The sequence below is a fragment of the Paraflavitalea sp. genome (assembly GCF_059502485.1).
On record NZ_JCACET010000004.1, the window covers coordinates 413,031 to 428,116 of the forward strand.

Annotated in this window: 11 protein-coding genes; 3 read left to right on the forward strand and 8 right to left on the reverse strand. The window is 46.8% G+C overall.

Annotation, left to right across the window (positions count from 1 at the left end; translation table 11 throughout):
* Positions 1 to 170 precede the first annotated feature (170 nt).
* Both AC5JBY_RS01780 and AC5JBY_RS01785 read left to right on the forward strand, forming a co-directional pair.
* On the forward strand, positions 171 to 3,332 hold the full coding sequence (locus AC5JBY_RS01780) for a TonB-dependent receptor (RefSeq protein WP_495902822.1): 3,162 nt from the start codon (positions 171 to 173) through the stop codon (positions 3,330 to 3,332).
* A 104-nt stretch (positions 3,333 to 3,436) separates the two neighbouring features.
* On the forward strand, positions 3,437 to 4,348 hold the full coding sequence (locus tag AC5JBY_RS01785) for a PLP-dependent cysteine synthase family protein (RefSeq protein ID WP_495902823.1): 912 nt from the start codon (positions 3,437 to 3,439) through the stop codon (positions 4,346 to 4,348).
* Positions 4,349 to 4,423: 75 nt separating this feature from the next.
* On the opposite strand, the gene AC5JBY_RS01790 is transcribed toward AC5JBY_RS01785, so the two are convergent.
* Positions 4,424 to 6,823 carry a TonB-dependent receptor gene (locus AC5JBY_RS01790; protein ID WP_495902824.1) on the reverse strand — a complete coding sequence of 800 codons (2,400 nt, stop codon included), beginning with the start codon at positions 6,821 to 6,823 and terminating at the stop codon, positions 4,424 to 4,426.
* Positions 6,824 to 6,946: 123 nt separating this feature from the next.
* Complete coding sequence (locus tag AC5JBY_RS01795) at positions 6,947 to 8,029, reverse strand: helix-turn-helix domain-containing protein (RefSeq protein WP_495902993.1); 1,083 nt, start codon at positions 8,027 to 8,029, stop codon at positions 6,947 to 6,949.
* 80 nt (positions 8,030 to 8,109) lie between these two features.
* Here AC5JBY_RS01795 and AC5JBY_RS01800 point away from each other — a divergent pair, with 80 nt between their 5' ends.
* A complete protein-coding gene (locus tag AC5JBY_RS01800; RefSeq protein WP_495902825.1) occupies positions 8,110 to 8,943 on the forward strand; it encodes an alpha/beta hydrolase in 834 nt (277 codons plus the stop codon).
* Positions 8,944 to 9,257: 314 nt separating this feature from the next.
* Here the strand turns inward: AC5JBY_RS01800 and AC5JBY_RS01805 are convergent, their stop codons facing one another.
* The 6 genes from AC5JBY_RS01805 to AC5JBY_RS01830 all read right to left on the reverse strand — a co-directional run bounded on the left by AC5JBY_RS01805 (position 9,258) and on the right by AC5JBY_RS01830 (position 15,015).
* Positions 9,258 to 10,250, reverse strand: coding sequence for an ABC transporter ATP-binding protein (locus tag AC5JBY_RS01805; protein ID WP_495902826.1), 993 nt, complete (start codon positions 10,248 to 10,250; stop codon positions 9,258 to 9,260).
* 47 nt (positions 10,251 to 10,297) lie between these two features.
* The gene (locus AC5JBY_RS01810; protein ID WP_495902827.1) at positions 10,298 to 11,374 is read right to left on the reverse strand and encodes a Gfo/Idh/MocA family protein; all 1,077 of its coding nucleotides are present in this window, start codon (positions 11,372 to 11,374) and stop codon (positions 10,298 to 10,300) included.
* 128 nt (positions 11,375 to 11,502) lie between these two features.
* Positions 11,503 to 12,243, reverse strand: coding sequence for an SDR family oxidoreductase (locus tag AC5JBY_RS01815; RefSeq protein ID WP_495902828.1), 741 nt, complete (start codon positions 12,241 to 12,243; stop codon positions 11,503 to 11,505).
* A 72-nt stretch (positions 12,244 to 12,315) separates the two neighbouring features.
* Entirely contained in the window at positions 12,316 to 12,918 is a 603-nt protein-coding gene (locus tag AC5JBY_RS01820) for a TetR/AcrR family transcriptional regulator (RefSeq protein WP_495902829.1), read from the reverse strand.
* A gap of 140 nt (positions 12,919 to 13,058) precedes the next feature.
* Positions 13,059 to 13,886 (reverse strand): aminotransferase class IV, encoded by an 828-nt coding sequence (locus AC5JBY_RS01825; RefSeq protein ID WP_495902830.1) that lies wholly within the window; start codon positions 13,884 to 13,886, stop codon positions 13,059 to 13,061.
* A 1-nt stretch (position 13,887) separates the two neighbouring features.
* On the reverse strand, positions 13,888 to 15,015 hold the full coding sequence (locus AC5JBY_RS01830; RefSeq protein WP_495902831.1) for a DmpA family aminopeptidase: 1,128 nt from the start codon (positions 15,013 to 15,015) through the stop codon (positions 13,888 to 13,890).
* Positions 15,016 to 15,086: the final 71 nt, after the last annotated feature.

A 15,086-nucleotide genomic window follows, 5' to 3' on the forward strand; every position in this document is an offset into this window, starting at 1 on the left:
GGATTACCGCATGCGCTTGTAAATGACAGTATTTCCCGTGCACTTGCCAATATTTCCCGGGCGGGGTGTTTTAACATTCCGTATGTAGTCAGGAAAAGAAGCGATATGTTGTTTTATAATTAACATTCAGGAAACACTGTGCTGTTACTTTTGCCCGCAAATACGGGAAAATGCCAAAACAACTACTATTTGCATGCACGTTAGTGCTGAGCCTTATCTTTTTTTCCTCTAACGCCTGGTCCCAAACTACACAGGCCTCCTTCACCGGAAAAATAACAGACACAGAGAAAAAGCCTTTAGCGAATGCTACTATTCTCATCAAGAATGAATCCACTGGTTTTACAGTAACTACACTCACCAACGCCAAAGGTGATTATGTATTCAAAGAGCTTCCACTGGGTGGCCCTTATTATGTACAGGCCAGCTTTGTTGGCTATGCCGCACAAAAGAAGCCAGGCTTCAACCTCAGTCAGGGTGATGTGGTGACTGTTAACTTTGAGTTGAGTAATTCAGCCACAGAGATCAGTGCAGTAACTGTCACAGCTGCTGCCAATCGCACCAAAGCAAAGATTGAAAACATCGGTGCTGCCACTGCGATCTCTTCCCGCTTAATGACACGGATGCCTATTAACGGACGCAACTTTTCCAACCTGATGGACCTGTCTCCTTTGAGCCGTGGCGGAAACCTCTCTGGTCAGTTGGGATCTTCTACCAACTATACCATCGACGGTATGAACGCCAAGAATCCTACTTCTGCCGGTGCAACCACCAGCCGTAGTGGCGCTCCTTATAGCATTTCCATCGAAGCAGTACGTGAGTTTAAAGTAGTAACGAATCAATATGATGTCACTTATGGCCGTAGCGGTGGTGGCACAGTAAGTGCCGTTACCAAATCCGGCACCAACACGCTGACTGGCTCTGTGTTTGGTTTCGGTCGCGCCAACTGGTTGTCGAGCCCCTATGATATCCGTGGTAACAAAAGGAACAACGACTATTCTACTTATCAATATGGATTTTCACTGGGCGGCCCCATCATCAAGGACAAGTTGCATTTCTTCCTGGCCTGGGATCATCAGCAGGACTTGCGTTCACTCGTGATAGCCGACGTTCAGTCTGCAGTAGATGAAAACCGGTTTAACATTACCAAGGTGATCCTTGATTCCGTAGTGAAGATTGCACGCAATCAATACGGCGTATCAAAAATACAACCACAGTACGGATCGTTTGATAAAAAGCGTAATTCAGATGCAGCCTTCCTGCGCCTCGACTGGCAGATCAACAGGAAAAACCTGCTTACTATCCGCAACAACTTCACCAACGACGTTAACAAGCTGGGGCTGGTAGATAATACAGCTATCAACTTGTATGAGTCAACTGGTAATGACTTCAACACGGATAACAGCTTTCTGGTGACGCTTCGCTCTTCCATCAATTCAAGATTGACCAATGAGCTGAAGGTTCAACATTTATATACTTACCAAAGCAGTGAGCCGGGCGATGCCTTGCCTTCTCAAAATATACCGCGGGCGGTTGTTGAGCGTGTAATATCCAATGTAGGAGGGGCTAACCGTTCAACGAACGTACAGATCGGAGGACACCGCTTTGCGCAGGAGTGGTTCAGGAACAATGTATTTCAACTGGTGAATAACCTGTATTACAACACCAACACGATCAAGTATACATTTGGCGTTGACTTCATGTATACGCGCGCAAAATCAGTATATGGCAGTGAGGTGAATGGTCGCTTCCATTACGATAGCATTATCAACTTCCTCAACAATAAGCCCTATCGTTACTTCAGGGAAGTTCCTTTAATGGCCGATCCAAGTGTAGTGTCAAATATCTACAACCTGGGTGCTTATGGTCAAATGCAAACAAAGCTGGGTAAAGGCATGGATGTTACTTTAGGCCTTCGCCTCGATTATGCTCATTACCCTACTTCTCCATTCAACCAACTGGTGTATGATGAACTGGGTCTTCGTACAGACAACAAGCTGCAGTCCTTCATTGTACAACCCCGTTTCCAGCTTACCTGGGATGTGAATGAAAAGCACACTGATTATATCCGTATAGGTGCTGGTGTATTTGCTTCAGATATCAACAACTACATGGTCATCAATAACCTCGTATTTGATGGCAAGCATTATGCAACCGTTGATGTAAGAAGCCCGAACATTCCGGCGGTCGATTTCCCCGGATATCGTGCCAACCCTGCTACTGCACCTACATTGGCAGCATTTCAAATACCTACCATCAATACCAATGGACCTGACGTAAAGATCCCTGTTGTATACAAAGCCAACATATCTTATTCACGTTTCATTACTGAAAGGTTGAAAGTAGGTGTTACCGGATTCATGACATTGGGCAGGAACAATTACCTGTACCTTGACAGGAACATGGCCAAAACACCTTTCTTCACATTACCCAATGAAGACAACAGAGGCGTTTTTGTACCCCTCGCATCTATGCCTGCCAGCGGTAATGGCGACTGGCAGCAGGGACGTATCAGCAACAAGCTGGGTCGGGTACTGGAGCTGAACAGCTTCGGAAAAGTGAACCAGTTTGCTGTAGTGGTAGATGGATCCTGGCAGTATTATAAAGATGGTGAAATTTCAGTGAGCTATACCTGGAATGATGCCAAAGACAATATCTCCTTCAACGGTAACGTAGCCAATAGCTCAACTTTATCTTTACCGGTAAAAGATGATCCAAGGAATACAGGTGTTGTCACTTATTCCGACAACCAGTTCCGTCACAAAGTAGTATTCTACGGAACTTCTCCCACCTTCTGGGGTATCAACGTGGGTGTGCGTTATTCAGGAATTGGTGGCACACGTTACAGCCTCCTGTCTGGTGTGAACAGCAATGCTGATTTCGTAGCAGGACAAAACGACCTCGCTTATATCTTCGATATGAAAGGCGGTGCTACCCCGCAGGATGTGAAGAACGGTTTGCAAGCCATCCTCGATAACCCGAACGCCAGCCAGAGCATCAAGGATTATATCACCAAGTATTCCGGTAAGATTGCTGAAAGGAACGGTGGTGAGAATGGCTTCTATGGTATTTTCGATTTGCGCATCAGCAAGAAAATATTCTTCTCGAAAAATAAGCAGCATGGCCTGGAGATCTCTGCCGACCTGTTCAACGTAGCTAACCTGATTGATAAAACAGCGGGTAACTTCAAGAACCTCGGCACGCAGGCATTATATGCCAGCAAAGGTTTCGACAAAGCCAACCAGCGTTTCAATTATGGTGTGAACACAGCGGGTGTTGTAACGCCTTCCGGCGACCCTTACCAATTCCAGTTAGGATTCAGATATACTTTCTAATAAATCCACATATCATACAACAGGGTGTATCCTAATCAGGGTACACCCTGTTTCTTTTTGTGAGCGTGCCCCGGTACCTTAACTTCATAGTCAAATAGCCATGTATGCAAGCAATTGGAAACACCCCTTTGATCAGGCTGGAAAAATTGTCCGAACCGGGCAGTGCCGACATCTATGTAAAATATGAAGGCGCCAATCCTACCGGGAGTATGAAAGACCGGATGGCATTGTCCATGATCGAAGGAGCCGAAAAGCGGGGAGAGCTTACACCCGGCGGATCGGTGGTGGAGTACACGGGTGGCAGCACCGGCAGTTCCCTGGCTATGGTGTGCGCTAATAGAGGCTACAAAGCCCACTTTGTTTCTTCAGATGCATTCTCCCACGAAAAATTACAAACGATGAGGGCATTTGGGGCCCACCTTGAATTGGTGCCCAGCGTCAACGGTAAAATATCCGCCGGGCTTATCGACGCTATGATTGCCCGCGCAAGGGAATTGAGCAAGCAACCCAATACTTTCTGGACCAACCAATTCAATAACGTCGATAACCGCAGCGCTTATCATGAGATGGCCCGTGAGATCATTGGCGTGCTGGGTAAAAATATCCATGAGTTTATCACGGGCGTGGGAACCAGTGGCAGTTTCTCTGGCAATGCCGAGATCTTCAAGCAGGAAGTGCCCGGCGTGAGGTGTATTGCCATCGAGCCATATAATGTACGGGCTTTATCTGGCGGCGATATTTCCGGCACACATCGCCTCGAAGGGATCGGGTCAGGATTCGTACCCGCTATTTGCCGCCTCGACCTTGCCGATGAGATCATACCCGTTACCGACGCAGATGCCTTCGAAACCGCCCGGAAACTGGCGCGCGTGGAAGGAATATTCGCAGGCACTACTACAGGCGCCAATGTATGGGCTGCCATACAACGCGCAAGAATTATAGGGCCAGGCAAAAACATTGTCACAATAGCTGTTGACTCCGGATTGAAATACCTCAATGGTGATTTATATAAATAAACTTCTCGAAGGGTGGGTCGCCCTCAAAGGGCGGCTCACCCTGGTTCTCACATCTCACTTTTAACGTCTCACTTCTCACAGCGCCCTGTTCTCCTCTTCATTCCTGCTGCTTTGTTTAGCGGTATGCGTCGATCTGCCAAAGTTGTAACTCAACGTTAATGCCAACCTCCGATTGCCAAACCAATGCTTCAGCCTGTTATTGATAATACGCTGCTCACGGAAAATATAATACACCTCATACGTATTGAAGATGTCATAGAAATTGAGTTTAGTATTGAGCGCTCCATTGAGCCACGTTTTCTGTAAGCCAAGGTCCACATTACCGATAGGTCGGATGATATAAAGACCTGATCCCTGGTTGTATCGATAGTTGTAATAGATATCAAAAGTAAATCCTTTGGGGAGGGTGAATACCTGGCTGCCATTGATCAAATGCCGCTTGATAGGAATAGCATAATTAACACCATGATAAGGCGTCAACTCTTTTAAGTAATAACCACCAATGGTATGGCTCATTCTCCACCATTTGGTAAGGGTAAGCGGGAAACTTACTTCTATGCTGGCAAAGTCGTTGTAAGGCAGGTTTGTTCCCAGGTACTCGAGAAAATTGGTAACAGGGTCATATTCGGGATAGCGCGTCATGGGATCTGTTTCCCTACCGGCACTCACTGCAACAGTAAAAGCTTTTTGCGTATACGAAATGTTCAGCGTATTGGTAGTCGAAGGTTGTAGATAAGGATTTCCTACTACATAGTTCAGTGGACTCAGGTAAAAGCGGAAAGGGTTCAGCTGCGTAAAGTTGGGACGGGTGATGCGTCGGCTATAAGAAAGCAGGAGTTGTTTGTCTTGATTAAAAGCATAGGTAAAACTCACGCTGGGCAGCCACGTCAGGTAATTCCTGTCGGTAACCTCTTTTAGTGTAACGGCATTGGCAATACTGTGCGTATGTTCGGCACGCAGCCCTGCCCTGAGTGTAAGTTTATTGAGCTTTCTTTCATACGAAGCATAACCGGCAGTGATGTATTCATCATAAAAGAAGCTATTGGTGCGGCCACTATCGAGTTCAAATTTGCCACCACTGCTCAGCGTATCATAGCGTAAATCATTCTTCGTAGTGGTAAAAGCAAACCGGGCGCCTGCATTCCATTTCCCTTTGCCAAGATTGCCCGAAAGATCGGCTTGCACGGTACGGATGAAAATATCATTCTTCAATTGCGTTTTCCAGTAAAAAAGCAGATCACCGGTAAGCGAGTTCCTCGTTTGAATATCCTCCTGCTGCCGGTTGTTGATACCCACCAGCGAACCTTGTATTTGCAGTTGACTACTGCCAAGCCGGGTGATATAATTCAGGTTGGCAGCATAGTTATCTTGCCCCGGATCATTGTAATTATTGGTATTGGTATGCGACACTACTTTTGTAGCTGATGAGTCAGTTGTATAGAGTGTGTTATAGGCGTGGGCTTTACGATTTATCTGGTAAGCCCTCAATGACACTTCTATCCGTTGATCTTTATTGATAATATATTCAGCACCCAGCTGGTAATTGAAATTGTTATGGCGGGTGGATATGGGAGTTCTTGTGGTAAGAATATTTTTATTGGCGTGATGCTGTAGAGCGCTGTACCGGTAGATCTTGGTGCCACCTGTATAGCCCAAACGCGCAGTATAAGTCAGCTTCTTTGTTTTATAGGTAAGCAGGAAATTGTTTTCTACGTAGGTATAGGCATTTTGCTGGATGTTCGTATTCAGGTTTCCCCGCCAACCCAATGTTTTATCCCGTTTCAATTTGATATCTATGATAGCCTTATGTTCTGCATCATACTGAGCAGAAGGATTGGTGATCAACTCTACCGACTCGATCATCTCCGGCGACAGGCTGGTCAGGTAGTTCTGCAATTCTTCCGGGCTCATCGGTACAGGTTTGCCGTCGATGAATACGGCCGGTGTAATTCTTCCCGACAGGAGAAGAGCTCCATCACCACCTACCTCCAGGCCAGGCACCTTCCTGAATATATCGAGTGCATTGGTAGCCGTTTTAAAAAAGCGGTTGCCGGCGATGTTCATCACGAGCCGGTCCCCCATGCGTTGGAAAGCAGGCTTGCTGCCGTTTACCACTACTTCGTTCAGTAGGTTGGGATCGGGAGTGAGCAACACGCTGCCCAGTTCCATAACAGGTTGCACAGGTGGCGCCAGCGACACCGTTTTGTGCAACGGCTGGTAGCCAAGAGAAGAAAGTTGAAGCAGGTATTGCCCATGGGGAATATGGAGTAGTTCAAACTGGCCGGAGGAGTCAGTCACCTGCTCTTTTACCGGAGTAGTATCCCGGGCAGTAACGAGGCGGACGGTCACAAATCCGATGCCCTGTTGATTGCTGGCATCAATCACTTTTCCCCTGATGGTGGTCTGTCCCAGGGTCGTTAGATAGCTTCCAAAAAGTAGGCTGAAGATCATCCAATACTTTACCATTACCTGCATGAGTTGCGCTTTTGCACAAACCTAACCGGCAGGCCAACTGATGAGGTATGGCTTTATGAAATCAGGCGTACGGTTTTATAAAACCGGACTATTTGGAAGAAAACCAGCCAGATTCTCAATAGATTATTCAGCATTGTTTTTTGCTATGCCTTCCTTGAAAAGAGCGGGCGTAGTATCGGTCACTTTCTTAAACGCAGTATAAAAAGTGGATTTGGAGTTGTAGCCTACCTCATATCCGATGGCTTCAAAGGTCAGGTGGCTGTCGGTAGTGATCAGCTTACAGGCTTCCCTGATCCGGTATTCATTGATATACGTAGAAAAGCTTTTGCCAAGATTGTCGTTCAGCAGCTGCGACAGTTGGTGAGTAGTGATATTGATCTTTTGGGCAAGATCGTTGAGCTTAAGATTCGGGTCTTTATATAAGTCCCTGTCTGTAATAGCCTTTTCAAGTCTGGTTATCCATACCTGCGCATCATTGTCAGTGATCCTTCTTTTTTCACTTTTGCCGGGCCTGTCTGTTGCCATCAATGGCGCCGTAATTCCCTTATGGGGGCCTGAGCCGTAAAAGAAAACACTGAGATATAAAAAGAAGGAAAATGAGATAGGGCCGGTCATGCATATATTGTGAATGATACCAGTCAGGATCAGCAGATAAGTCAGCAGGATAATGCTGTTGCCGGCATATACCAGCAGCCAGAATTTCTCAGTGGCTTTTAGAGTGGAAGGTTGATTGAAAAATGCTTTAAGGGTATCTTTAAATAAGAAACCGGTAGCAACAACATAAGCTATCCATTGCCCATAGATCACAGGCGTTAAGAGCTTATTCCATACCCAGGGAGAGGTTTGAAAAGGGAACAACACACCTATAAGTGCAATAAACCCGAGTTGAATACCCCAACCCCATTTCCAGGAAGCAGGTATTTGAGATACCTGGGTCAATTGAGATTTGGAAAAATAATACAGCGAAGGCCCGATCAGGAAGCAGGCCGAAAAGCCTATCTGGCAATAGATCCTGGGCAGATCGGTATTGAAGTACAGGAACACAGCGTGGGTCACCCGGATGCAAAGCGCCAGCAGCAGCAAGCCAAGAAAAAAGGCCGATACAGACCGCACCTTTTTACCCGCAAAAAGATAAATGGTGAGCACAAGCCCATTAAAAGCGCCCAGCAGGCTGATAAAAAACAGTATTTGCTGACCGATACTCATGATTGCCAAAAAGGGGACTTAAATGAAAATTTAAGACAAATTACGCGGAATAAAGGTTACTATTCCTAAAATTTGTACGTATGAAAAATATCCTCCTCCTGCTGCTCTTAATGAGCGCTTGCTATGCCCACGCCCAACAACAATATGTTACCGAAAAGGATATCAACTATTATGAAGATGCGGCCAGCAAAAAAGATGCTTATATAACATCCCAATGCAAGCTGGATTTTTATTATCCCAAAGGAGCTACCAACTACGCCACGATTGTATGGTTTCATGGTGGCGGACTTACCGGCGGCAACAAGGCTATACCCAAAGCGCTGATGGATAAAGGATATGCAGTAATAGCAGTAGGGTACCGGTTTTCACCCAAAGTAACAGCGCCGGCTTATATCGAAGATGCAGCGGCAGCAGTAGCTTGGGTGTATAAACACATTGGACAGTATGGAGGCAGCACCCGTCTCATCTTTTTATCGGGTCATTCGGCAGGCGGTTACCTCGACCTCATGATCACGCTGGATAAATCATACCTGCAGCGATACAATATCGATGCAAACACCATTGCGGGGATCATTCCCTTCAGCCCACAGGTAATTACCCATTTCACCATTCGCAAAGAACAAGGCATTAAGGATACACAACCTACCATCGATAAATACGCGCCATTGTACCACGTGCGGGCCGATGCGCCGCCCCTGCTGCTTATCACGGGCGATCGCGAAATGGAAATGCTCGGCCGCTACGAAGAGAATGCCTATATGAACCGCATGATGCAGCTGGCTGGTCATAAAGCTACCAGGCTTTACGAACTGGACGGCTTCAATCATGGCAATATGCCCGAACCTGCCTTCCCGCTATTACTACAGGAAGTGGCTACCATCACCAAGAAAATACTTTCTTCCCAACAGCCGTGACCGAAATGTCCTTAAATGGCCGGTCATTTAAGGACATTTCGGTCATGACGAAGCGTAAGGACGTTTTTATGTGTACGTTTGCATGAGAAATACGAAGAAATAAAGACGAAGCAAAGACGAACAAACAAAAAAGATAACGGCTGCTTAAGCCGGGGTTAACCCATGGTTAAGCCGTACTTAAGCCGTGGTAAAGCCGTAGTAATCCCGTATTAATAGCACAACAAGTCAAAAACAGCCATTTTCACTAAAAACGGCAGGGCCTCAAGTGTCCATAATTAGGTCAGCTGATTGTGCGGAAGATGGGTGGCTACCAGTTACAAGTACCAAAGTGTTCCGGGCTGCAACGAAAGATAAACAGTATCGCCTGCATTGATAGTTGACTCTGTTGTTCTCACAAGAAGTTTGTGTTTGCCGGTCATGGTAGTCACTTCATAATAACTGCCGTAATAATGAATGGCTTTCACAGCGGCAGCAACTGTGCCCGATGCATGTGTAGTAGAAATCAGCAGGTCTTCAGGCCGCGCAAAAAGTTTTGCAGACCGCTTAGCTGACTTTGCCTGACCCTCGCTGAGGATGGCTCCTGTTATTGTTTGAGGCAGCAGGTTATAATCGCCAAAGAGCCCGGCTACATATTCATTCACGGGCTGCCGATAGATTTGTTGAGGAGTACCTTGCTGTATGACCTGTCCATCCTTCATCACTAGTATTTCATCTGCCCAGGAAAGCGTGTCCAGCGGATCGTGCGACACCATGATACAGCTGATCTTCAATTTCGATCCAATATCGCGGATAACTGATTTAAGCAGTTTCTTATGCACCATGTCGGTATTGGAAAATGGCTCGTCCAGCAACAATAGGCGGGGGGAGGTGATGAGCAACTTTGCCAGGGCGATCCGTTGTCTTTCACCACCCGACAGTTGGTTGGTCCTTCTTTTAAGGAGGTGATCGATCTGGCAAATTTCATATAGAGAGGCGCCTGCTTCATCGGTTAGCAGGTTGGCATATTCCAATACCTGCTCTACCCGCAGGTTGTTAGGCAGTTCAAAATGTTGAGAGAGATAGACAATGCCGGGATGGCCGGGTATAAGTTTATCGGCGGGGCCTATGATCTTCTTTCCCTCAAATAACACCTGTCCTGCATCCGACTCTGCCAGTCCGGCAACAATCTTCATCAAAGTGCTTTTACCCGAGCCTGTTTCCCCTGCTATGGCGATCTTTTGAAACTTCTGCTGGGTAAAACTGATGTTCTTAAGCTCAAAACCTCTTTCGTCCTTTTTCGATATACCGGATACAGTTAATAAGTGCATGTCGTGAACAGGGAGACTTTATTCCCGCGTCAAAAGTAAGTATTGTTTTAGAGCTTCACTTTTTTACCTGTGCGGGCCGATTCTTTCGCCGCCTCGAGGATCTTTACTACGATCATGTTATTGGGCAAGGCGTAGAGCCCATCAGGAGCTACAGAGATCTTGCCATGTACCACATCGGCGAGGTATTTGAATGGGTCTTCATATACCGGTATATCCTGTGCAGTAACCTGCCGGTTGGTGACTTTGTTGCCTTGCCTTAATACAAGCGTTTTGCTGTCGGGTGCAAAAATATATCCCTTCTCTCCATACACTTCCATGTCTTTGCGATTGTAAGGCCAGTTCCAGGACGCTTGGATGATACACTGAGCGTCGGGATAATCCACAATGATGGTGGCGTCATCGTCTACCTTGGGATAGATCTGCGGTTTGTATTGGCGGGTAACAGCTGTCACGGCAATGGGTTGCTGACCCTTCATCAGGTGCGTCATGAGGTTGGCGCCATAACAACCAAAATCTACCAACGCGCCGGCGCCGTTCAATACGGGGTCCGTGAGCCAGGCCAGGAATTCCGGTCCACAGCCGATTTCTTTGGGCCCCTGATGGCCGTCGTGAATAACAGTTTTGCGGATGCGTCCTGTATAATTGCTATCCAATGCCAGTTGAACGGTCTTGGCAACAGAAGGATACCAGCTTGTTTCGTAATCGGTGAGCAGGTGGATATTGTGTTTCTTGGCAAGCGCTTCCATCTTGCGGGCATGTTCCACACTTACTGCAAGTGGCTTTTCAACCATCACATGGATGCCGCGCGGTGCACAGGCTTCCACTACTTCAAGGTGACTATAAATAGAGCCAAACGCAACAACGGCATCAGGCTTCACGGCATCGAGCATCTTGCCAAGGTCGGTATATACGATAGAAGGAGAGAAGCCATATCTTTTCGACTGACGGTTCACCAGCGCTGTATCCTTTTCACAAACGCCTACCAACTGTATGCTTTCTTTGTCTTTGTATCCCAATATCCACGTCGAATGACCATGAGCGGTTCCTGCTACGGCTACTTTCAGAGGCTGTGCCCACGCAGCAAGGCTGCTGCATATCAGTGCTAAAAAGATAAGTGTACGCATTCCTAAAGATAGGCGTTTTTTCAGTGTTGCTTCAGGCTGCTGCGTACTCATTAAATTAAAAGCCTCGTACAGAAACAAAACACCCATGTACTGCCATGGTAGATGGTAGTACATGGGCGCAGTTTCCCTTATCCATTCAAGGCTGCTAACGCCTGGGCAGGAGAGGAGAGGTACAATTTATAAAGATCGGCAGTTCCGCCTACGTGGATTTCATACTCATCATGTTGGAAAGCATCGATGAATGCATCTGCTACTGCAGAAGCAGGGATGCCTTTGCTGCCACCAATTTCATGCGAGAATTCAGTATCTACCAGCGGAGGCATCAATTCAAATACTTTCACATTGCCCGTTCTGGCCAGGTCAACACGCAGCGACTGTGAATACGAGTGCAGCGCTGCCTTGCTGGCACTATACGAAGGAAGTATATGATTGGGAGCGAAGGCTACGATCGATGTCACATTCACGATAGCCGCTTCAGGTTGCTTTTGCAACAGTGAAAGCAGCTTTTCGTTGAGCCTGATCACAGAAAAATAGTTCGTTTGAAATTCATCCACGCCTTTGTCAAATGCATTGACACCTTGCTCTGTCAATTTGTATACCAAGGCACGACCGGCATTATTGATCACTACGTTCAGCGTAGGGAAATCCTTTTCTATCCTGGCTACCAAAGCGTCTACATCCTTTTCGTCGGCTACATCCGATACAATGCCGGTAGTGTTCTTCAATTGAGCCACCGCTTTTTGCAAACGCTCTTTATTCCGGCCGGTGATAATAATTTGGTTACCATTTTCTGTCAGTTGTTTCGCTATGGCGAAGCCGATACCGGCAGAACCGCCGGTTATCAATACTGTGTTGTTGCTGAGTTTCATTTTATGCTTTTTTTATTATTGGGTGTATATATTATATACCGATCGGTATATGTATAAGCAAAAAAAAGGCGATCACGTAACGGATATTGCATTCACCAGGTCTTTTACGCCTTCAAGCGCGATATCCAGGTAAGCTGGTTTATGCATGGTCTTACCCAGCAATATCCCCCCTTCCACAAGCGCTATGATTGTCAGCGCTGTTTTTTCCGCGTTAGTATCCTTCTTAAATTCTTTGGTGGCAATACCGTTACTGATAATGATTTCAATCTCTTTTTTCATGTCGGAAATAGCCTTGGCCACTTTCTTCCGCAGCGGTTCAAAAGTGTCGTCTGATTCCGTACCTGCATTCAGCAGCGGGCACCCCCCTTCTATAAAAGGTTGTTTGGCCGTACTGCAAAAGGCGGTGGCGAACACCAGCAACTTCTCTTTGTTGGTGGCTGCTTTATTGATCAGTTGAGCGATTATCTTATCGCGGTGAGCAATAGTGTAATCGAATACAGCCAGCGCCACTTCTTCTTTGTTCTCGAAATTGCCATAGATGCTCCCCTTGGTAAGTTTGGTGGCCTCTGTAAGATCAGATAACGAAGTACCCGCATACCCCTTGGTATTGAATATGCCGGCTGTGGTCTCTATGATGAACCGGCGGGTCTCTTCTGATCTTGGTGTGAACTTCATGATGCAAATATACCGATCGGTATACGGGCTTTCCAAATATTCCGGCCTTTATTTTTCTAAGAGTTTGTTAAAGCCTGTGGAAGCGTAGTTTACAACTTAGATTTTCAGCGATTGACTTCTTACATCCTACCTCTGACCTCTTACTTCAGGCTTCCCTCAATAAGTTGATGCAGATCACTGGCCAGCAAGGCAGTTACAGCGCCGGGAACGCCTGCGCCAATTACCTGTCCATCTACTTTCACTACCGGCAGGATGTTTTTGGTAGTGCTGGTTATGAAAGCCTCTTTAGCCTGGTACACATCCTGCAGGGTAACTTCCTTTTCTTTTACGGCAAAGCGATTGGCGGCAAGCGCCAGCACTTGTTTGCGGATCACGCCTTGCAGGATATGATGCCCGGGTGTTACAATAGTGTCGTTGCTGGTAACGATAAAGAAGTTTGAGCGTGGGCACTCCGTAACGGCATTGTTTTGATGATACAGTACATCCTGTGCCTGCTGTTGTTTCACAAACGACTGCAGCCACACAGCCATCAGGTAGTCGATGCTTTTGGCAGCAGGCAATTGCCGTTGATGAGGGTAAGTAGCGAGGTGGATACCAGTTGTCTGCAGTGCGCGGTTATCAGGCAGCGCTTGTTGTGTTATGATAAGGTTGGGCGTGCTTAAGGTATAGCCATCTGCGGAATAGCCGCCCGTAAGCGTGATGCGGATGCCGGAGTCAGGTATATTATTATGCGCCATCAATTGCTGCAGGAGGTCTTTTAATTCCTCTCGCGGGTAATGCACGGGCAATTGCAGGATGGAGGCAGATTGATAAAACCGGTCGAGATGGTCTTCAAGAAAAATAGGTTTGTTATTGAGCGTCTTGAAAAAATCAAAGATGCCATAACCCCTTTGAATGGCAAGATCGTTTACGCGGAGAAATGCCTTATCTGCTGGAATGATTTCATTATTGATAATAGTGTATAGCATATTACCGGAGGCGATTGTATTTTTTCAGAATGGATAACACTTTATCTTTTGGTAATGCTTCAACTGCATGCCCTTTAAAACCGGAAGTGCTGGTAGCGGTAAAAAGAGAATTGATGATGGCCTCTTCTGTTGCTTCAATAGCTGCCATGAACAAAGGAGTAACAGCATCGTTGTTCAACAGGCTCACTGTTTGCAAAGGCTGTGCAGCATTATGAGGCACACGGATGGAGTCGGCAGTAGAAAAAGCGATCACATAATCGCCGCTGCCATTGGAAGCGATGCCGCCGGTTTTGGCCAATCCCATAAAAGCCCTTTTAGCAAGGCGTTGCAGGTTACGCGCATCCAGCGGTGCATTGGTAGCCACCACGATCATGCACGAGCCATCTACATTGTTCAGTAGTTGATCACTGAAGGAAAACTTGCCCAATTCCTCTCCTACAGGTGCGCCATCTATTTGCAGCACACCGCCAAAGTTGGTTTGCACCAGCACGCCCACGGTATAGCCGCCAAGATTGGCCGGCAGCTTGCGCGAAGCAGTACCAATGCCGCCTTTAAATCCAAAACACACGGTGCCGGTGCCAGCTCCCACACAGCCTTCTTTCACTGCACCGGAAGCAGCTTGCTGTATGGCTGCACGCACATCATTTTTGGTCACATGCTGCCCGCGTATATCATTCAGCCAGCCATCGTTGGTTTCACCCACCACAGCATTGACCGATTGCACATTTTCATTGCCCTTTTGCTGCAGGGTATATTCTATTACTGCATTTATGCCGGTAGCTACGCCAAGCGTATTGGTAAGGATTACGGGCGTTTCAAGATTACCCAGCTCCTGCACCTGCGTGGTGCCTGCCAGCTTGCCAAACCCGTTACCGATATACACAGCCGCTGGCACTTTCTGCTGAAAGATATTACCGTCATATGGTAGAATAGCTGTTACGCCTGTCCTGATGGAGTCCCCTTTAATGAGCGTGGTATGACCCACCTTTACACCGGGCACATCGGTAATAGCATTCCAGGTGCCAGGTTTCATAACGCCGATCTGAATGCCATGATCACGCGCGCGTTGCTGTGCATGCGTAAATAGTACACCCAATAACATTACAATAGATAGCAGAAGTCTAAGCATGGTAACAAGTGATATGAGTAAAATTAAGTAAGAAAACCAACGGCGCAAAGAAGCCACTCACTCTTCTGTCA

Excerpts from the sequence above, each read along its gene's own strand:
- AC5JBY_RS01805 (WP_495902826.1), bottom strand. The coding sequence starts at position 10,250 with ATGCACTTATTAACTGTATCCGGTATATCGAAAAAGGACGAAAGAGGT.
- AC5JBY_RS01785 (WP_495902823.1), top strand. The coding sequence starts at position 3,437 with ATGCAAGCAATTGGAAACACCCCTTTGATCAGGCTGGAAAAATTGTCC.
- AC5JBY_RS01820 (WP_495902829.1), bottom strand. The coding sequence starts at position 12,918 with ATGAAGTTCACACCAAGATCAGAAGAGACCCGCCGGTTCATCATAGAG.
- AC5JBY_RS01795 (WP_495902993.1), bottom strand. The coding sequence starts at position 8,029 with ATGAGTATCGGTCAGCAAATACTGTTTTTTATCAGCCTGCTGGGCGCT.
- AC5JBY_RS01815 (WP_495902828.1), bottom strand. The coding sequence starts at position 12,243 with ATGAAACTCAGCAACAACACAGTATTGATAACCGGCGGTTCTGCCGGT.
- AC5JBY_RS01825 (WP_495902830.1), bottom strand. The coding sequence starts at position 13,886 with ATGCTATACACTATTATCAATAATGAAATCATTCCAGCAGATAAGGCA.
- AC5JBY_RS01800 (WP_495902825.1), top strand. The coding sequence starts at position 8,110 with ATGAAAAATATCCTCCTCCTGCTGCTCTTAATGAGCGCTTGCTATGCC.
- AC5JBY_RS01790 (WP_495902824.1), bottom strand. The coding sequence starts at position 6,823 with ATGCAGGTAATGGTAAAGTATTGGATGATCTTCAGCCTACTTTTTGGA.
- AC5JBY_RS01830 (WP_495902831.1), bottom strand. The coding sequence starts at position 15,015 with ATGCTTAGACTTCTGCTATCTATTGTAATGTTATTGGGTGTACTATTT.
- AC5JBY_RS01780 (WP_495902822.1), top strand. The coding sequence starts at position 171 with ATGCCAAAACAACTACTATTTGCATGCACGTTAGTGCTGAGCCTTATC.
- AC5JBY_RS01810 (WP_495902827.1), bottom strand. The coding sequence starts at position 11,374 with ATGCGTACACTTATCTTTTTAGCACTGATATGCAGCAGCCTTGCTGCG.